This window comes from Citrobacter sp. Cf125 (assembly GCF_030333935.1).
GTDB lineage: Bacteria > Pseudomonadota > Gammaproteobacteria > Enterobacterales > Enterobacteriaceae > Citrobacter > Citrobacter freundii.
The window spans coordinates 54,250-71,011 of record NZ_JAOWEY010000017.1; the positions used below are offsets into that span (position 1 = coordinate 54,250).

The 16,762-nt window shown below is 52.8% G+C and carries 16 protein-coding genes; 12 read left to right on the top strand and 4 right to left on the bottom strand.

Annotated features, from left to right (window positions below; all coding sequences use genetic code 11):
- Positions 1-5: 5 nt before the first annotated feature.
- Positions 6-854 carry an HTH-type transcriptional activator RhaS gene (gene rhaS / locus OGV89_RS03505; protein WP_003840473.1) on the top strand — a complete coding sequence of 283 codons (849 nt, stop codon included), beginning with the start codon at positions 6-8 and terminating at the stop codon, positions 852-854.
- 131 nt (positions 855-985) lie between these two features.
- The gene (gene rhaR, locus OGV89_RS03510) at positions 986-1,834 is read left to right on the top strand and encodes an HTH-type transcriptional activator RhaR (RefSeq protein ID WP_003840475.1); all 849 of its coding nucleotides are present in this window, start codon (positions 986-988) and stop codon (positions 1,832-1,834) included.
- On the opposite strand, the gene rhaT is transcribed toward rhaR, so the two are convergent.
- A complete protein-coding gene (gene rhaT, locus OGV89_RS03515; RefSeq protein ID WP_003840477.1) occupies positions 1,831-2,865 on the bottom strand; it encodes an L-rhamnose/proton symporter RhaT in 1,035 nt (344 codons plus the stop codon). The genes rhaR and rhaT overlap by 4 nt on opposite strands.
- 289 nt (positions 2,866-3,154) lie before the next feature.
- Here rhaT and sodA point away from each other — a divergent pair, with 289 nt between their 5' ends.
- Both sodA and kdgT read left to right on the top strand, forming a co-directional pair.
- Complete coding sequence (sodA, locus tag OGV89_RS03520; protein WP_003840480.1) at positions 3,155-3,775, top strand: superoxide dismutase [Mn]; 621 nt, start codon at positions 3,155-3,157, stop codon at positions 3,773-3,775.
- A gap of 233 nt (positions 3,776-4,008) precedes the next feature.
- A complete protein-coding gene (gene kdgT / locus OGV89_RS03525) occupies positions 4,009-4,992 on the top strand; it encodes a 2-keto-3-deoxygluconate transporter (protein WP_048216996.1) in 984 nt (327 codons plus the stop codon).
- 41 nt (positions 4,993-5,033) lie between these two features.
- Here kdgT and OGV89_RS03530 read toward each other — a convergent pair whose 3' ends face one another.
- Complete coding sequence (locus OGV89_RS03530) at positions 5,034-5,930, bottom strand: dihydrodipicolinate synthase family protein (protein WP_003847870.1); 897 nt, start codon at positions 5,928-5,930, stop codon at positions 5,034-5,036.
- 152 nt (positions 5,931-6,082) lie between these two features.
- Between OGV89_RS03530 and yiiM the strand changes: the two genes are divergently transcribed.
- Positions 6,083-6,757, top strand: a complete 675-nt coding sequence (yiiM, locus tag OGV89_RS03535) for a 6-hydroxyaminopurine reductase (RefSeq protein ID WP_003028749.1) — start codon at positions 6,083-6,085, stop codon at positions 6,755-6,757.
- Between the two features lie 61 nt (positions 6,758-6,818).
- On the opposite strand, the gene cpxA is transcribed toward yiiM, so the two are convergent.
- Complete coding sequence (gene cpxA / locus OGV89_RS03540; RefSeq protein WP_003840485.1) at positions 6,819-8,192, bottom strand: envelope stress sensor histidine kinase CpxA; 1,374 nt, start codon at positions 8,190-8,192, stop codon at positions 6,819-6,821.
- The gene (cpxR, locus tag OGV89_RS03545; RefSeq protein ID WP_003028763.1) at positions 8,189-8,887 is read right to left on the bottom strand and encodes an envelope stress response regulator transcription factor CpxR; all 699 of its coding nucleotides are present in this window, start codon (positions 8,885-8,887) and stop codon (positions 8,189-8,191) included. The genes cpxA and cpxR overlap by 4 nt, the downstream gene beginning before the upstream one ends.
- A gap of 150 nt (positions 8,888-9,037) precedes the next feature.
- Between cpxR and cpxP the strand changes: the two genes are divergently transcribed.
- From cpxP to OGV89_RS03580, 7 genes are all read left to right on the top strand, one after another.
- Entirely contained in the window at positions 9,038-9,538 is a 501-nt protein-coding gene (gene cpxP / locus OGV89_RS03550; protein WP_003028767.1) for a cell-envelope stress modulator CpxP, read from the top strand.
- A gap of 147 nt (positions 9,539-9,685) precedes the next feature.
- Positions 9,686-10,588: a CDF family cation-efflux transporter FieF gene (gene fieF / locus OGV89_RS03555; protein ID WP_003028775.1), complete on the top strand. Its 903-nt coding sequence runs from the start codon at positions 9,686-9,688 to the stop codon at positions 10,586-10,588.
- 183 nt (positions 10,589-10,771) lie between these two features.
- Positions 10,772-11,734 carry a 6-phosphofructokinase gene (gene pfkA, locus OGV89_RS03560; RefSeq protein ID WP_003028778.1) on the top strand — a complete coding sequence of 321 codons (963 nt, stop codon included), beginning with the start codon at positions 10,772-10,774 and terminating at the stop codon, positions 11,732-11,734.
- A gap of 203 nt (positions 11,735-11,937) precedes the next feature.
- The gene (sbp, locus tag OGV89_RS03565) at positions 11,938-12,927 is read left to right on the top strand and encodes a sulfate/thiosulfate ABC transporter substrate-binding protein Sbp (protein ID WP_115454883.1); all 990 of its coding nucleotides are present in this window, start codon (positions 11,938-11,940) and stop codon (positions 12,925-12,927) included.
- A 104-nt stretch (positions 12,928-13,031) separates the two neighbouring features.
- Positions 13,032-13,781, top strand: coding sequence for a CDP-diacylglycerol diphosphatase (locus OGV89_RS03570; RefSeq protein WP_016151272.1), 750 nt, complete (start codon positions 13,032-13,034; stop codon positions 13,779-13,781).
- Between the two features lie 73 nt (positions 13,782-13,854).
- Positions 13,855-15,159, top strand: a complete 1,305-nt coding sequence (locus tag OGV89_RS03575) for an SLC13 family permease (RefSeq protein ID WP_003840496.1) — start codon at positions 13,855-13,857, stop codon at positions 15,157-15,159.
- A 113-nt stretch (positions 15,160-15,272) separates the two neighbouring features.
- Entirely contained in the window at positions 15,273-16,745 is a 1,473-nt protein-coding gene (locus OGV89_RS03580) for a DASS family sodium-coupled anion symporter (RefSeq protein ID WP_016151273.1), read from the top strand.
- Positions 16,746-16,762 lie beyond the last annotated feature (17 nt).

Sequence of the window (16,762 nt, forward strand, 5' to 3'; positions counted from 1 at the left end):
TCATCATGACGATATTGCATTGCGTGGATTTTTTTCCGACAGGTAAAGCGCCAGTGGCTATTGAACCGCGGCTTCCTCAACCTGCGTTTCCAGAACATCATCATGATTTTCATGAAATTGTGGTGGTCGAACATGGAACGGGGATCCATGTGTTCAACGGACAGCCTTACACCATCAGCGGCGGTACGGTGTGTTTCGTTCGCGATCATGACCGGCATTTATATGAACATACTGACAATCTGTGCCTGACCAATGTGTTGTATCGCTCCCCGGATGCGTTTCAATTTCTGGCTGGGCTGAATCAGCTTTTACCTCAGGAACAGAATGGGCAGTATCCTTCGCACTGGCGGGTGAATCAGGGTGTGTTGCAGCAGGTTCGACAACTGGTGGGGCAGATGGAAGCGCTCGGTGAGGGGATGGATACACCAACGGCGGCAAATCGCGAGATCCTGTTTATGCAGTTGCTGGTGCTGCTGCGTAAAAGCAGCCTGATGGAAGCAGCGACCGATAACGACGCGCGGCTTAACCTCCTGATGGCGTGGCTGGAAGATAACTTTGCCGACGAGGTATGTTGGGAGGCGCTGGCCGAGAAGTTTTCCCTCTCTTTGCGTACTCTGCATCGCCAGCTCAAACAGCAAACCGGATTGACGCCGCAGCGCTACCTTAACCGCTTGCGGCTGATCAAGGCTCGGCATCTGCTTCGTCACAGTGATGATAGCGTGACAGACATCGCTTATCTCTGCGGATTCGGCGACAGTAACCACTTTTCGACGCTTTTTCGCCGTGAGTTCAAGTGGTCGCCACGCGATATTCGTCAGGGGCGCGATCTCGTTGTGGCAAGCAGCCTCCAGTAACGCGAAAGCTATCAACGTTTTTTATCGCCGAATCTCAGATAATCATGTTCCTTAACGCCGGATGGCGGCTACGCCTTATCCGGCCTACAGATTACGTGACACGTAGCCGCCACCCGGCAGGGAATATTGTGATGGCGAACCATCTGGTCCTTCTGAAATCAGACTTTTTTGCGCATGAGCAGCAGGCTGTCGCCGTAGCCGATCGTTATCCGCAGGATGTCTTTGCTGAGCATACCCATGAGTTTTGCGAGCTGGTTCTGGTCTGGCGCGGTAATGGCCTGCATGTCCTTAACGATCGCCCGTACCGGATAACCCGTGGCGATCTGTTTTACATTCGCGCCGAAGATAAACACTCCTACACTTCCGTTAACGACCTTGTGCTACAAAATATCATCTACTGCCCGGAGCGGTTGACGCTGAATGTTGACTGGCAAGGGGCGATCCCCGGATTTGATGGTGCGCCGAGGCACCCGCACTGGCGACTCGGTAGCGTTGGCATGAGCCAGGTCAGACAGGTGATAAGCCAGCTTGAGCATGAAAGTAATCAACGTGATGCGCAGGCTTTTACCATGGCTGAGCTGCTGTTCGGGCAACTGGTGACCCACCTTAAACGGCATCGTTATGCAACGGATACGCTCCCGGCAACGTCGAGCGAAACGCTGCTGGATAAACTGATCACCGCGTTAGCCGGTAGCCATGAGCATGCGTTCGAACTGAATAAGTTTTGCGAGCGCGAACGGTGCAGCGAGCGCGTTTTGCGCCAGCAGTTTCGCAGCCAGACCGGGATGACCATCAACCAGTATCTCCGCCAGGTGCGGGTTTGCCATGCGCAGTATCTGCTCAAACATAGTCGGTTGATGATTAGTGAGATTTCCATGCGCTGCGGCTTTGAGGACAGTAACTACTTTTCGGTGGTGTTCACGCGGGAAACCGGGATGACGCCCAGCCAGTGGCGTCATCTCAGCACCCAACATGATTAGCTGGCCATTCCCAGACCCACAATGTTTGCCGCGACAATGATCACCACGCAGCCAAGGCTTAGCACACTGACCGGACGGCGACCCGCGTTTTTCCACTCTTTCAGCACCAGCCCGACAATCCCGCCGCACAGAACATAGAAGCTCATGTGCAGCATCCAGCTTACATAATCATATTGAGCCGGAATACGCGCGTGGCCCCAGGCGTAGAAGAAGAATTGCAAATACCACATCAGGCCACCAAGCGCAGACAGCAGCACGTTGGTGATAATCAGTGGTTTGGCTAACGAGAAGTCGGCTTTTATCGACAAGTTTTTCACTTTTGCCAGACGAATGAAGCAAAAGCCCAGGTTGACTAACGCGCCGCCGCCCATGATAACCACGTAGCTGGGCAGGGCGACATACAATGGATCGACACCCAGCGCGGCGGCGGCATCGTGCATTGGTTTAGCGGCGTTCATCGCAAATGACATCCCGGCGGAGAAAATGCCGCACATGACCGCCAGAACCAGCCCTTTTTTCAGGTTGAACTCTTCCGCTTTGATGCCCATTTTGCGTTCTTTTAACTGACCGGCCCGAGTCACAATACCGACGCCAATCAGCGCGACCAGTACGCCAAGCAGCGTCATGCGTCCGCCGGAAGTATTGATCAGCACATCAAAGTTGCCGTTGATAATTGGGGTCATCAGCGTGCCGACAATCAACGTAATCCCAATTGCAATGCCGATCCCCATCGACATACCGAGATAGCGCATGGTCAGACCATAGTTGATATTGCCAATCCCCCACATTGCGCCGAACAGAAACACCGGCGCCAGCGTAGAGAGGCTGAAAGAACTGAAGTAGGCCCAGAAATTGGGAAGCAACATGGCGCTAATGGTCCATGGCAGGATAAGCCAAGAGACGATCCCGCCAACCGACCACATCGTTTCCCATGACCAATGTTTGACTTGTTTGAACGGGGCATAGAAACAGGCGGCACTGGCTGCGCCTATCAAATGCCAAAAGATACCCATCGTAATCGCGTTACTCATGACTTAATCCTCGTTATTTTTTATCGTCGGTAATGACCCCTCCGACCAAACGAGTTTAAAAATTACGCAGGGTGTTAACCTTTTAACGATTGCCGCCATTTTGCGCATGTTGGCAATCATCACGTTAACTGGGTGATTCGGTTCACATCTTTAGCAATCAACATGCGCTATTAAAACCTTGTAAAAAATACGGCATTGATAATCATTTTCAATATCATTTAATTAACTATAATGACCCAACTGCTTACGCGGCGTTAACACAGGCCGCCCGACAATACTGGAGATGATTATGAGTTATACACTGCCATCCCTGCCGTACGCTTATGATGCCCTTGAACCGCACTTCGATAAGCAGACGATGGAAATCCACCATACCAAACACCACCAGGCTTACGTAAACAACGCGAACGCTGCGCTGGAAAGCCTGCCAGAATTCGCCAGCCTGTCCGCTGAAGAGCTGATCACCAAACTGGATCAACTGCCAGCAGACAAGAAAACCGTACTGCGTAACAACGCGGGCGGTCACGCTAACCACAGCCTGTTCTGGAAAGGCCTGAAAACCGGTACTACGCTGCAGGGTGACCTGAAAGCGGCTATCGAACGTGACTTTGGCTCCGTTGACAACTTCAAAGCTGAATTTGAAAAAGCAGCGGCAACCCGCTTTGGCTCCGGCTGGGCGTGGCTGGTGCTGAAAGGTGACAAACTGGCTGTTGTTTCCACCGCCAACCAGGATTCCCCGCTGATGGGTGAAGCTATCTCTGGCGCTTCCGGTTTCCCAATCGTGGGCCTGGATGTTTGGGAACACGCTTACTACCTGAAATTCCAGAACCGTCGCCCGGACTACATCAAAGAGTTCTGGAACGTCGTGAACTGGGACGAAGCTGCCGCGCGTTTCGCAGCAAAAAAATAAGTTCTATGCTTTAACGAAGCCCTGCAAGCGATGCTTGTGGGGTTTTTTTGTGATCAAACTCAATATAAAAACAATGATCCACTTAAATTGAAACAAGGTTTTATTATGCGAGTGGGATCACTTTTATAGTCTCTATGAATGTCTATCTTCTTTTCATCAAGACGGGCGCATCTCAAAGCAAGATGCAATCGCCCATAAAAATTGCCCCATTTTTATGTCTACAGGTGATGGAAATGCAGATCAAACGTACGATAGAGAAAATCCCAGGCGGTATGATGCTGGTGCCGCTTTTCCTGGGCGCGTTGTGTCACACCTTTTCCCCCGGCGCCGGGAAATACTTCGGCTCCTTTACCAACGGTATGATCACCGGTACGGTACCTATCCTGGCGGTCTGGTTCTTTTGCATGGGGGCGTCGATCAAGCTAAGCGCCACCGGCACCGTGCTGCGTAAATCAGGTACGTTAGTCATAACCAAGATTCTGGTGGCGTGGGTGGTTGCAGCGATTGCCTCACGCATTCTGCCAGAACATGGCGTAGAGGTCGGATTCTTCGCTGGGTTGTCTACGCTGGCGCTGGTGGCCGCGATGGATATGACCAACGGCGGGTTGTATGCCTCGATTATGCAGCAGTACGGCACCAAAGAAGAGGCTGGGGCGTTTGTCCTGATGTCGCTGGAGTCTGGCCCGCTGATGACCATGGTGATTCTGGGAACTGCCGGGATCGCGTCGTTTGAACTGCACGTATTTGTTGGCGCAGTATTGCCGTTCCTGATTGGTTTTGCGCTGGGTAATCTGGATCCTGAGCTGCGGGAATTCTTCAGTAAGGCCGTGCAGACGCTGATCCCGTTCTTTGCCTTCGCATTAGGTAACACCATTGATTTGAGCGTGATTGCTCAGACCGGCGTGCTGGGTATTCTGCTGGGCGTGGCAGTGATTATCATCACTGGTATTCCATTGATTATCGCCGATAAACTGATTGGTGGTGGCGATGGTACGGCGGGGATTGCGGCTTCCAGTTCTGCGGGGGCGGCGGTTGCTACGCCTGTGCTGATTGCTGAAATGGTTCCGGCATTTAAACCGATGGCACCGGCAGCAACTTCCCTGGTCGCCACGTCGGTGATTGTGACCTCCATTCTGGTGCCGATTATCACGTCTATCTGGTCAAAAAGGGCCAAAGCAAGGGCGGCAGAAATTGATCTTCGTGGCACCGTGAAGTAAGTCTCTTAAGCCGGATGGTCTGCACCATCCGGCTTAATTATTTACCCTTTGACGACAAACACCTCATCGATTGTTCTACACTCACTCTCGTTCAACTCTCCACCGGCATTACGTGACACGCCGGAGCAATAGCCAAACTTACGCGATACCACGGTTTTGATGGTGGTGACAAAATCTTCGCCGATGGCATAGATGGACATGTAGGTGCCAATCTGGTCCTGAATATCGCGAAGCGCTGCCAGGTCGCCCTGCTTAAACGCTTCCCGCGCGCTGACAAACAGTTCCGGCATGACGTTGTTCAACCCTGAAATAATCCCTGCGCCACCTGCCAACAGGTTGGGAATATAGTATTCGTCGTAGCCGGACAGCACGGCAAAATCCTCCCGCACGGCGCGGGTGGTCTGAATCATACTGCGAGTATGAGACTGGCAGTCGACGGTGTCTTTGATACCAGCGAAATTCGGGAATTCAGCGGCGAGGGAGGCAACCAGCTCGGGGGTTAAATCGCAGCCGGTGCGTGCCGGGAAGTTATAGGCAAACCATTTGCCGCTGAGTTTCTGCCCCAACTGACGGAAGTAGCTCAGCAGCTGTTTCGCCGTTTGTCCGTAGTAGTAGGGCGGCAGGATCATCACGGCATCGTAACCTGAGCGATACGCTTCCTGCGCCATCAACAATACATCATTCTGGCAGGTGGATGAGACGTTGGCGACCATCTTCAGCGAGCTCATGGCGCGGGCCTCGCGGATCAGCAACAGCCTTTCTTCGAGCGTAAAGGAAGCAAATTCTCCGATGCTGCCCATCAGCAAAATCACATCGATTTTGGCCTCGGTAAGGCGTTTGAGATGCTGGTTTAGACCGTTGAGATCGATCTTACCGTCATTGTCCATTGGCGTAATGGAAGGACACCAGACGCCAGCAAATTGCGATTGACCAGTCACGTTGTCGACTCCTTATTTGAAATGATGTTTCAAAACCAGCTTACATTGATAGCATGTGTCCCTAAGTTTCATGTGAACCGTGCTCTCATTTTGAGCGACTGGGGTAAAATAAATGTGGTGTAATGGGGGATATTTATCGGGAGAGGGAACAGATGCGATATCCGGTCGATGTTTTTACGGGCAAAGTTCGGGACTACACGGGAAGCCGTCCCAGCGCGATTGCTAAAGTCCAGATTGACGGTGAGCTGATGCTGACCGAACTGGGGCTGACGGGAGATGAACAGGCGGAAGCGAAAATTCATGGCGGGCCGGATCGCGCGCTGTGTCACTATCCGCGTGAACACTATCAGCACTGGAGACAAGCGTTTCCGGAGCAGGCGGAGCTATTTGTCGCGCCCGCGTTTGGTGAGAACCTCTCTACTGAGGGGCTGACTGAAGAGAATGTGTATATTGGTGACATTTTCCAGTGGGGAGAGGCGTTGATTCAGGTCACGCAGCCGCGCTCGCCGTGCTTTAAGTTGAATTTCCATTTTGGCATCAGCGATATGGCCTGCCAGATGCAGGATGCAGGTAAGACGGGCTGGCTGTGCAGCGTCGTCGCGGCAGGGCTGGTATCTGCAGACGCGCCGTTGATCCTGGCGTCACGCGTGAGCGACGTCAGCGTGCGGGAGGCAATTGCTATCGCCTGGCATATGCCGTTTGATGATTCGCAATATCACCGTTTACTGTCGGCTGCCGGGTTATCAAAAAGTTGGACCAGAACGATGCAAAAGCGTCGTTTAAGCGGCAAGATCGAAGACAATTCCCGCCGTTTGTGGGGGAAATAATTCCCCCTGTCCGTGGAGGCCGGATGAGGCATTACGCCGCCATCCGGCAACACAGAGAGACTCAGGAACGCTTATACAACGGTAACCAAATTACCAGCCGTAAACCACCCAGCGGGCTGTCTTCGGCCTTCACCCAGCCACGATGCTGCTGGATTGCGGTTTCAACAATCGCCAGACCCAGACCTGTTCCGCCAGACTCGCGATCGCGCGCCTCATCGGTACGATAAAACGGACGGAAAATCTGTTCTCTGTCTTCAGGGCTTACACCTGGGCCATCGTCGTCCACGGTGATGGTAATCCCGTCGATATCCACCGCGAAGCCAACTTCAATCTTCGTATGTGAATAGCGCAGGGCATTGCGCACAATGTTTTCCAGCGCACTTTCCAACGCATTTGGGTTACCGTACAGCGGCCACGGGCCCGGCGGGAAATTCACCGTGAGCGATTTACCCATCTGCTCAGCTTCAAAGGCGGCGTTATCCAGCACTTCGCCCCACAGCTGATTAGCTTTCACCGTTTCACTGACCAGCGCGTTTTTCTGCTGATTACGTGACATCACCAGCAGGTCGTTGATCATGCTGTCTAGTCGGTGTGCTTCTGTTTCAATGCGCTCCAGCTCTTTGCTCTCACCGCTACGACGGCGCAGCAGAGCGGTACCCAGTTGCAGACGCGTTAGCGGTGTTCTCAGCTCGTGAGAGATGTCCGACAGCAGACGTTGCTGCGTGGTCATCATCCGTTCTAGCGCCGTCACCATCTGGTTAAAGCTGGCACCTGCCGCCAGAAACTCCTGCGGACCGGCTTCCAGCTCCGGATGTTGACGCAGGTTGCCCTGGGCCACTTCATCCGCCGCGTTTTTCAACTTACGCGCTGGTTTCGCAAGACTCCAGGCAAGCCAGAGCAATAGCGGAGAGCTGACTAACATGGTGACGATCAGCAACAACAGCGGTCGGTCAAACAGCAGGTTGATAAAGTCAGATTGTGAGCTGCTGGCTGGTCGAATGAGATACAGCTGGTAGTTATCTTCACCGTCTCTGACGGAGAAAGGCCCGACCATCTCAACGCGACCGTATTTTTTCTTTTGCGGATGGTCGGCGTTATCGGCCTGACCAATAAAGTTACGAATGATCTGCATTTCATTGCGTTCTGCGCCGATCACGCGTCCTTCCGTCGTAACAAGTAATAACCGCTGTCCTGGTGGCGCCCACTTGTCTATCGCCCGAAACAAGCGACGCCACCACATCAAATCGTTGGGTGGATCGTTCGCCAGTTCAGCTTCAACGTGTTGCTCAATCATTAACCCCTGGCGCTGCTCGCTGTCCAGTAGCTCGGTCATCTGGCGTGAGTCGAGCTTGGGTAACATCAGTACCAACATCAACACCAGTGCCAGCGTCAACCAGAAGATGGCAAAGATGCGCGCGGTTAAGCTCCCTATCATGAAGCGGAAACCATCAGGTAGCCGCGACCACGCAGGGTTTTAAACCACGGGTGTCCGTCTTTACGCTCTGGCAGCTTACGACGCAGGTTCGAGATATGCATATCGATAGCGCGATCGAAAGGCGTCAGGCGTTTACCCAGCACTTCCTGGCTCAGGTGCTCACGCGAAACCACCTGACCGAGATGCTGTGCCAGCAAATAAAGCAGGGTGAATTCGGTGCCGGTTAACTCCAGGATTTGCCCGTCAAAGCTGGCTTCCTGGCGGCCCGGATTAAGGCTTAACGCATCTACTTCCAGAGTCGGCGAGCCGTTATCGCTGTTCTGCTGCTGTTCGCTCCAGTGTGAGCGACGCAGAATAGCGCGGATGCGCGCGACCAGTTCACGGTCGTTAAACGGTTTGGGTAAATAGTCGTCCGCGCCCAGCTCAAGGCCAAGTACGCGATCCAATTCGCTGCCGCGAGCGGTCAGCATGATTACGGGTGTCTGGTGTGTCTGACGAAGTGCTTTCAGCGTATCAATGCCGTTTTTCTTCGGCATCATGACGTCGAGCAAAAGTAAATCGATGCTGTCATCCAGAAGCTCAAGCGCCTGTTCCCCATCATAGGCAACCAGCACATCGAAACCTTCCATTTCGAGCAACTCCTTTAACAGGGAAGTCAGCTCTCGGTCATCATCAACTAACAGGATTTTATTCATTGTTTACGTACCTCCGAGGCAGAAATTACGTCATCAGGCGTCGCTAATCTATGACTTTACGTTGTTTTACACCCCCTGACGCATGTTTGCAGCCCGAATCGTAAACTGTCTCTCGTTGAATCGCGACAGAAAAGATTTTGGGAGCAAGTGATGGGCAAAGTTAGCGCTGCCGTCATGGCCTCAACGCTGGCACTCAGTACATTTAGCCATGCAGCTGAAGTCGTCACAGGCGATCACTGGCACCTGGGTGAAGGCTCATCGCAACGTAGCGTTCAGAGCCACATGTTTGACGGTATCAGTTTAACCGAACATCAACGTCAACAGATGCGAGATTTAATGCAGCAGGCAAGACACGAACAGCCTCCTGTTAATGTTAGCGAAATGGAGACAATGCATCGCCTTGTCACCGCAGAGAAATTTGATGAAAGCGCAGTGCGCGCTCAGGCAGAAAGAATGGCGCAAGAACAGGTTGCCCGCCAGGTTGAAATAGCCAGGATCCGCAACCAGATGTATCGCCTGTTAACGCCCGAGCAGCAAGCGGTTTTAAATGAGAAACATGAACAACGAATGGAGCAACTGCGCGACGTAGCGCACTGGAAAAAAAGCTCATCGTTGAATTTATTGAGTAGTAGCAACTCACGTTCCCAGTAGTAACCCTGTTTTCCTTGCCATAGACACCATCCCTGTCTTCCCCCACATGATGTGGGGGTTTTTTTTGCCCAAAATTTGTCGCTCGGTTATTGCCTGACTGTTTTACTTCATCCGTTATACTAGCGGCATATTCTGGCTGGAGTGTTTATGAATCATACCTATGGGCGGCTGGTGAGCCGGGCGGCAATCGCGGCGACCGTGATGGCATCACTGTTACTTTTGATCAAAATTTTCGCGTGGTGGTACACCGGATCGGTCAGTATTCTGGCTGCACTGGTGGATTCTCTGGTGGACATCGCGGCGTCGTTAACCAACCTGTTGGTGGTGCGCTATTCGCTGCAACCGGCCGATGATGAACATACGTTCGGACACGGAAAAGCGGAATCACTGGCGGCGCTGGCGCAAAGCATGTTTATTTCCGGTTCGGCGCTGTTTTTATTCCTGACCGGGATTCAGCATCTCATCCAACCGACGCCGATGAAAGATCCCGGCGTTGGGGTGGTTGTCACCATCATTGCGTTAGTGTGTACAATCATTCTGGTCTCGTTTCAGCGCTGGGTAGTGAAGCGTACGCAAAGTCAGGCCGTTCGGGCAGATATGCTTCATTATCAGTCTGATGTTATGATGAACGGTGCGATTCTCATTGCGCTCGGGCTGGCATGGTACGGCTGGCATCGTGCGGATGCCTTGTTTGCGCTCGGTATTGGCATCTATATTTTATATAGCGCATTACGCATGGGGTATGAGGCAGTGCAATCTTTGCTGGATCGCGCTTTACCCGATGAGGAACGTCAGGAAATTATTGATATCGTGACGTCATGGCCTGGGGTCAGCGGCGCTCACGATCTTCGCACGCGGCAGTCAGGGCCGACCCGCTTTATTCAGATTCATTTGGAAATGGAAGATAATCTGCCGCTCGTTCAGGCGCATTTAGTGGCTGAACAGGTTGAGCAGGCAATTTTACGGCGTTTCCCGGGATCGGATGTCATCATTCATCAGGATCCCTGTTCAGTCGTACCCAAGGAAGGCAAGGTGTTTGAGCTTTCATAATTCGTTGTAAAAAGTGAACCGGGCCAGCATTTTGTGTATAAATTACCACCATTTGGCCTGACCTGAATCAATTCAGCAGGAAGTGATTGTTATACTATCTGCATATTCGTTGGATCGTTTCGATATGCGGAATCGACTTCCGGCAGCAGATTTCATTTTGCATTCCAAAGTTCAGAGGTAGTCATGATTAAGAAAATCGGTGTGTTGACAAGCGGCGGTGATGCGCCGGGCATGAACGCAGCAATCCGTGGTGTTGTACGTGCAGCGTTGACGGAAGGGCTGGAAGTCATGGGGATCCATGATGGCTACCTGGGTTTGTATGAAGACCGTATGGTCCAGCTTGACCGCTACAGCGTGTCCGACATGATCAACCGTGGCGGTACTTTCCTCGGTTCAGCTCGCTTCCCGGAATTCCGCGACGAAAACGTGCGTGCGGTGGCTATCGAAAACCTGAAAAAGCGTGGCATTGATGCGCTGGTTGTTATCGGCGGTGACGGTTCTTACATGGGTGCGAAACGCCTGACTGAAATGGGCTTCCCATGCATCGGTCTGCCGGGCACTATCGACAACGATATCAAGGGCACCGACTACACCATCGGTTACTTCACCGCTCTGGGTACTGTAGTAGAAGCGATTGACCGTCTGCGTGATACCTCTTCTTCTCACCAGCGTATTTCCATCGTTGAAGTGATGGGCCGCTACTGTGGCGATCTGACCCTGGCGGCTGCAATTGCCGGTGGTTGTGAGTTCGTAGTGGTTCCGGAAGTGGAATTCAGTCGCGACGATTTGGTTGCTGAAATCAAAGCGGGCATCGCGAAAGGTAAAAAACACGCAATTGTAGCGATCACTGAACACATGTGTGACGTTGACGAACTGGCGCATTACATCGAGAAGGAAACGGGCCGCGAAACGCGTTCGACCGTACTGGGTCACATTCAGCGTGGTGGTTCCCCGGTTCCTTACGATCGTATCCTGGCATCCCGTATGGGCGCATATGCTATTGAACTGCTGCTGGCAGGTCATGGCGGTCGCTGTGTCGGTATTCAGAACGAGCAACTGGTTCACCACGATATCATCGATGCTATCGAGAACATGAAGCGTCCGTTCAAAGGTGACTGGCTGGACTGCGCGAAAAAACTGTACTGATTGTTTTTTGTTGCCCGGTGGCGCTTCGCTTACCGGGCCTACAGAGTGTACTCTTGTAGGCCGGATAAGGCGTAAGTCGTCATCCGGCACAACCTTCCTCATTTATTCCCCGAAGTTATAGCAAATCTTTTTTTATTCTTTAATGTTTGGATGCCTTTCTGGCACGCTTTGCTCATCACAACATCACATAAGAGAGCTGGGCGATGAACAAATGGGGCGTAGGGTTAACATTATTGCTGGCATCGACCAGCGTTCTGGCAAAGGATATTCAGTTACTTAACGTATCGTACGATCCAACACGTGAACTGTACGAGCAGTACAATAAAGCCTTCAGCGCGCACTGGAAGCAGGAAACGGGCGATAACGTCGTGATCCGCCAGTCACACGGCGGCTCTGGTAAACAGGCGACCTCTGTCATCAACGGTATTGAAGCCGATGTGGTGACGTTGGCACTGGCATATGACGTGGATGCCATTGCTGAACGTGGTCGAATTGATAAAAACTGGATTAAGCGCTTGCCGGATAACTCTGCGCCTTACACCTCCACCATCGTGTTCCTGGTCCGCAAAGGCAACCCCAAACAAATTCATGACTGGAACGATTTGATCAAACCGGGCGTGTCAGTGATTACACCAAACCCGAAAAGCTCAGGCGGCGCACGCTGGAACTATCTGGCGGCATGGGGCTATGCCCTGCACCACAACAACAACGATCAGGCCAAGGCACAAGACTTTGTGAAGGCCCTGTATAAAAACGTTGAGGTGCTCGATTCTGGTGCACGTGGCTCAACCAATACTTTCGTTGAGCGTGGTATCGGTGATGTGCTGATCGCCTGGGAAAACGAAGCGCTGCTGGCAACGAACGAGCTGGGTAAAGACAAATTCGAGATAGTGACGCCGAGTGAATCTATTCTCGCGGAGCCGACCGTTTCCGTGGTCGATAAAGTGGTGGAAAAGAAAGACACCAAAACGGTGGCGGAAGCTTATCTGAAGTATCTCTACTCTCCGGAAGGCCAGGAAATTGCAGCGAAAAACTACTATCGTCCACGTGATACAGACGTTGCGAAGAAATACGAAAATGCATTTCCGAAGCTGAAGCTGTTCACCATCGATGAAGAGTTTGGCGGCTGGACAAAAGCGCAGAAAGAGCACTTCTCTAATGGCGGTACGTTCGACCAGATCAGCAAACGCTAAATAAGTCTGTGATTTACCGACCCGGTGGCCTAACGCGACCGGGTTTTTTATTTGTCATGGTTTTGCGTTACTCTTGCCCTTCAATGGGATACAGGAAACGCGTAATGAAAAAAGCAGGCTATCTTTTACTGGCGGTGATTGTGGTCGCCGCCGCTGCAGGCATCGGGTACTGGAAATTCACCGGCAACCCGGACGCATTACGCCAGATCGTCCTTCAACAATGCTTACCGCACCAGTTGCAGCAGCAGGATCCTGCACCATGCGCAGAAGTGAAGACGGATGCCGGATATGTGGTGTTCAAAGACCGTAACGGCCCTTTGCAATATTTGTTGATGCCCACTTATCGCATTAACGGTACGGAAAGCCCACTGCTGTTGAAATCAGGCACGCCGAACTTTTTCTGGCTGGCCTGGCAGGCGCGTAGCTTTATGAGCCAAAAATACGGCCAGGAAATCCCTGACAAAGCAGTCTCTCTGACCATTAACTCACGTAGCGGGCGTACTCAAAATCACCTGCATATTCATATCTCCTGCCTGCGAACCGATGTCAGAAAACAGCTGGATGACAACCTGGCGAAAATCAGCACCCGCTGGCTACCTCTACCAGGTGGGCTGCGCGGTCATGAATATCTGGCGCGTCGCGTCACGGAAAATGAACTGGCACAACGCAGCCCATTTATGATGCTGGCAGAAGAGGTGCCGGATGCACGTGAGCATATGGGCAGCTATGCGTTGGCGATGGTGCGTCAGAGCGATGAATCCTTTGTTCTGCTGGCTACTCAGCGCAATCTGCTGGCGCTGAATCTCGCCTCCGCTGAGGAAATTCAGGATCATCAATGTGATATTCTGCGTTAACCCCACCTAATCTGGCGTTTACTCCGCATGCCTGTCCCCGTATTCTTGTTGAAAAAAACAACAGGAGACAGGCATGTCGCTCTGGCTTACACACCCTCTGTTTATCCCCTCTCTGGTGGTTGGCATCACCATTCTGCTCTGGGCTACGTCGCTGCTGCCGGAGTTTATAACGGCGCTGCTGTTCTTTGCCGTGGCGATGGTCGCCAAAATCGCGCCTCCGGATGTGATCTTTGGCGGCTTTGCGTCCTCCGCATTCTGGTTGGTGTTTAGCGGCTTTGTGCTGGGTATCGCGATTCGTAAAACGGGGCTGGCGGACAGGGCGGCGAGAGCGCTGTCATCACGGTTGACCGACTCCTGGCCGTTAATGGTGGCGAGTGTGGTGCTGTTGAGTTACGCGCTGGCGTTTGTAATGCCATCCAACATGGGCCGCATTGCGCTGCTGATGCCGATTGTCGCAGCGATGGCGAAACGGGCTGGAATTAACGATGGTACGCGCGCCTGGTATGGTCTGGCACTGGCCGTTGGGTTTGGGACATTCCAGCTTTCTGCGACGATTTTACCCGCAAACGTACCGAATCTGGTGATGAGCGGCGCTGCGGAAGGCTCTTACGGCATCCACCTCAATTATCTTCCCTATTTGCTGCTGCATACGCCGGTTCTGGGTTGGCTTAAAGGCGCGGTTCTCATCGTGCTTATCTGCTGGCTGTTCCCTGGCAAGCCCCATGCGCCGCGCGATCTCACGCCGTCGGAACCGATGAGCGGAGATGAAAAACGTCTGGCCTGGATGTTAGCGGTGGTGTTGCTTCTTTGGGTAAGCGAAAGCTGGCACGGCATTGGCCCCGCGTGGACTGGGCTGGCGGCGGCAGTTATCACATTGCTCCCACGGGTTGGCTTTATCAATGGCGACGAGTTTTCCACTGGGGTCAACATTCGTACCTGTATTTATGTGGCGGGTATTCTGGGGCTGGCGATCACCGTCACGCAAACAGGTATTGGTAGCGCCGTTGGTGAAGCGCTGTTACAGGTGATGCCGCTGGATGCGGAAAAGCCGTTTACCAGTTTCCTCGCGCTGACCGGTATTACCACGGCGCTTAATTTTATTATGACGGCGAACGGTGTTCCGGCGCTGTATACCACGTTGGCGCAAAGCTTTGCCGATGCGACGGGATTCCCGCTGCTGTCGGTGATTATGATCCAGGTGCTGGGTTATTCCACACCACTGTTGCCGTATCAGGCTTCACCGATCGTGGTGGCGATGGCGCTCGGGAAAGTACCTGCAAGGGCTGGGATGCTGCTGTGTATCGCACTGGCGGCGGCAACGTATTTGATTCTTCTGCCGCTGGATTACGCCTGGTTTACGGTGTTGGGAAAACTGTAGCTGTATCAAAATGTTAATTTTATGTTTTGTGAGTGAGTGAATTGTATTATGCGCGGCAATATCGGTTAATGCCTGAGCGCAGATTTGCGCACTGGAAACTCAAGGATTGATTCATGGACAGTTTGACCCCCATCCGCCGCTGGCCTGCCATCATCTCGCTTGTGATTACGCTGACCATCTGGTTTGTTATCCCGTGTCCTCCTGACGTAACCCCGCAAGCATGGCACCTGCTGGCACTGTTTATTGGTACGATCGCCGCGATTATCGGTAAAGCTATGCCCATTGGTGCAATTGCGATTGTGGCGATTATGCTGGTGGCGATGACAGGCGTTACTAACCCAGGCAAACCCTCCGCGGCATTGAACGATGCATTGAGTGGTTTTTCTAACCAGCTAATCTGGCTGATTGGTTTATCCATTATGCTGTCGCAAAGTCTGTTAAAGACCGGCCTGGGCGCGCGTATTGGCTACGGGTTTATTGCGCTATTTGGTAAAAGAACGCTGGGTATTGCGTGGGCATTAACCCTTGCGGAAACGCTAATTGCACCCGTAACGCCAAGCAATACCGCGCGTGGTGGTGGCATTATCCACCCGGTAATGCGGGCGATTGCGGAGAGCCTCGGCTCGCAGCCAGGCCATGCCGAGAATGGCTCAACGGGCCGTTATCTCGCGCTGGTGAACTACAACATTAACCCGATCAGCTCGGCAATGTTCATCACCGCGACCGCACCTAATCCGTTAATCGTCAGTTTTTTGACAAAGGGGACGGATGGCGTGCTGAACATGACCTGGGGAATGTGGGCTATTGCGGCGCTTCTTCCCGCACTGGTATCACTGGTTGTCATGCCGATTGTAATCTGGTGGCTCTATCCGCCAGCTATCACGCGCACGCCAAATGCGCCGCAGTTTGCGCGGCAAAAACTGGATGCGCTGGGTCCACTTTCTTTGGCAGAGAAAATCACCCTGGGGGTGTTCATTTTGCTGCTCTGTCTATGGGCGGGTGTTCCAGCAATGCTGATGGGCAGTGCCTGGAGCGTAAACCCCACTAGCGCCGCGTTAATTGGATTGTCGATTCTATTGATGGCGGGTGTATTGAGCTGGGATGACATTCTTAAATGCCGCGGGGCATGGGATACGATAGTCTGGTTTGCCGCGCTGGTGATGATGGCGGATTTTCTCAGCAAACTGGGATTGGTGGGATGGCTGGCAACCAGCGTGGGTAGCGCAATCGACCATCTTGGCGTGCACTGGAGTGTTGCGACACTGCTGTTAATCCTGCTTTACGTCTACTCGCACTACTTTTTCGCCAGCACAACTGCGCATATTACGGCTATGTTCGCTGCGTTCTTCGCCGCAGGCTTAGGCCTCGGCGCGCCGCCAGCGCTGCTTGGTTTAATGCTCGGTTTCTCCTCCTCCTTGATGATGTCGCTCACGCACTATGGCACGGGTACTGCGCCTATTATCTTTGGTTCGGGCTATGTCACGTTGGCGGAGTGGTGGAAAACGGGGCTGGTGATGAGTGTGGTCAACCTGACCATTTGGGGTGTGACCGGCGCCTTCTGGTGGCACTGGTTGGGATACTGGTAGTTAATACAGCGGGAGGA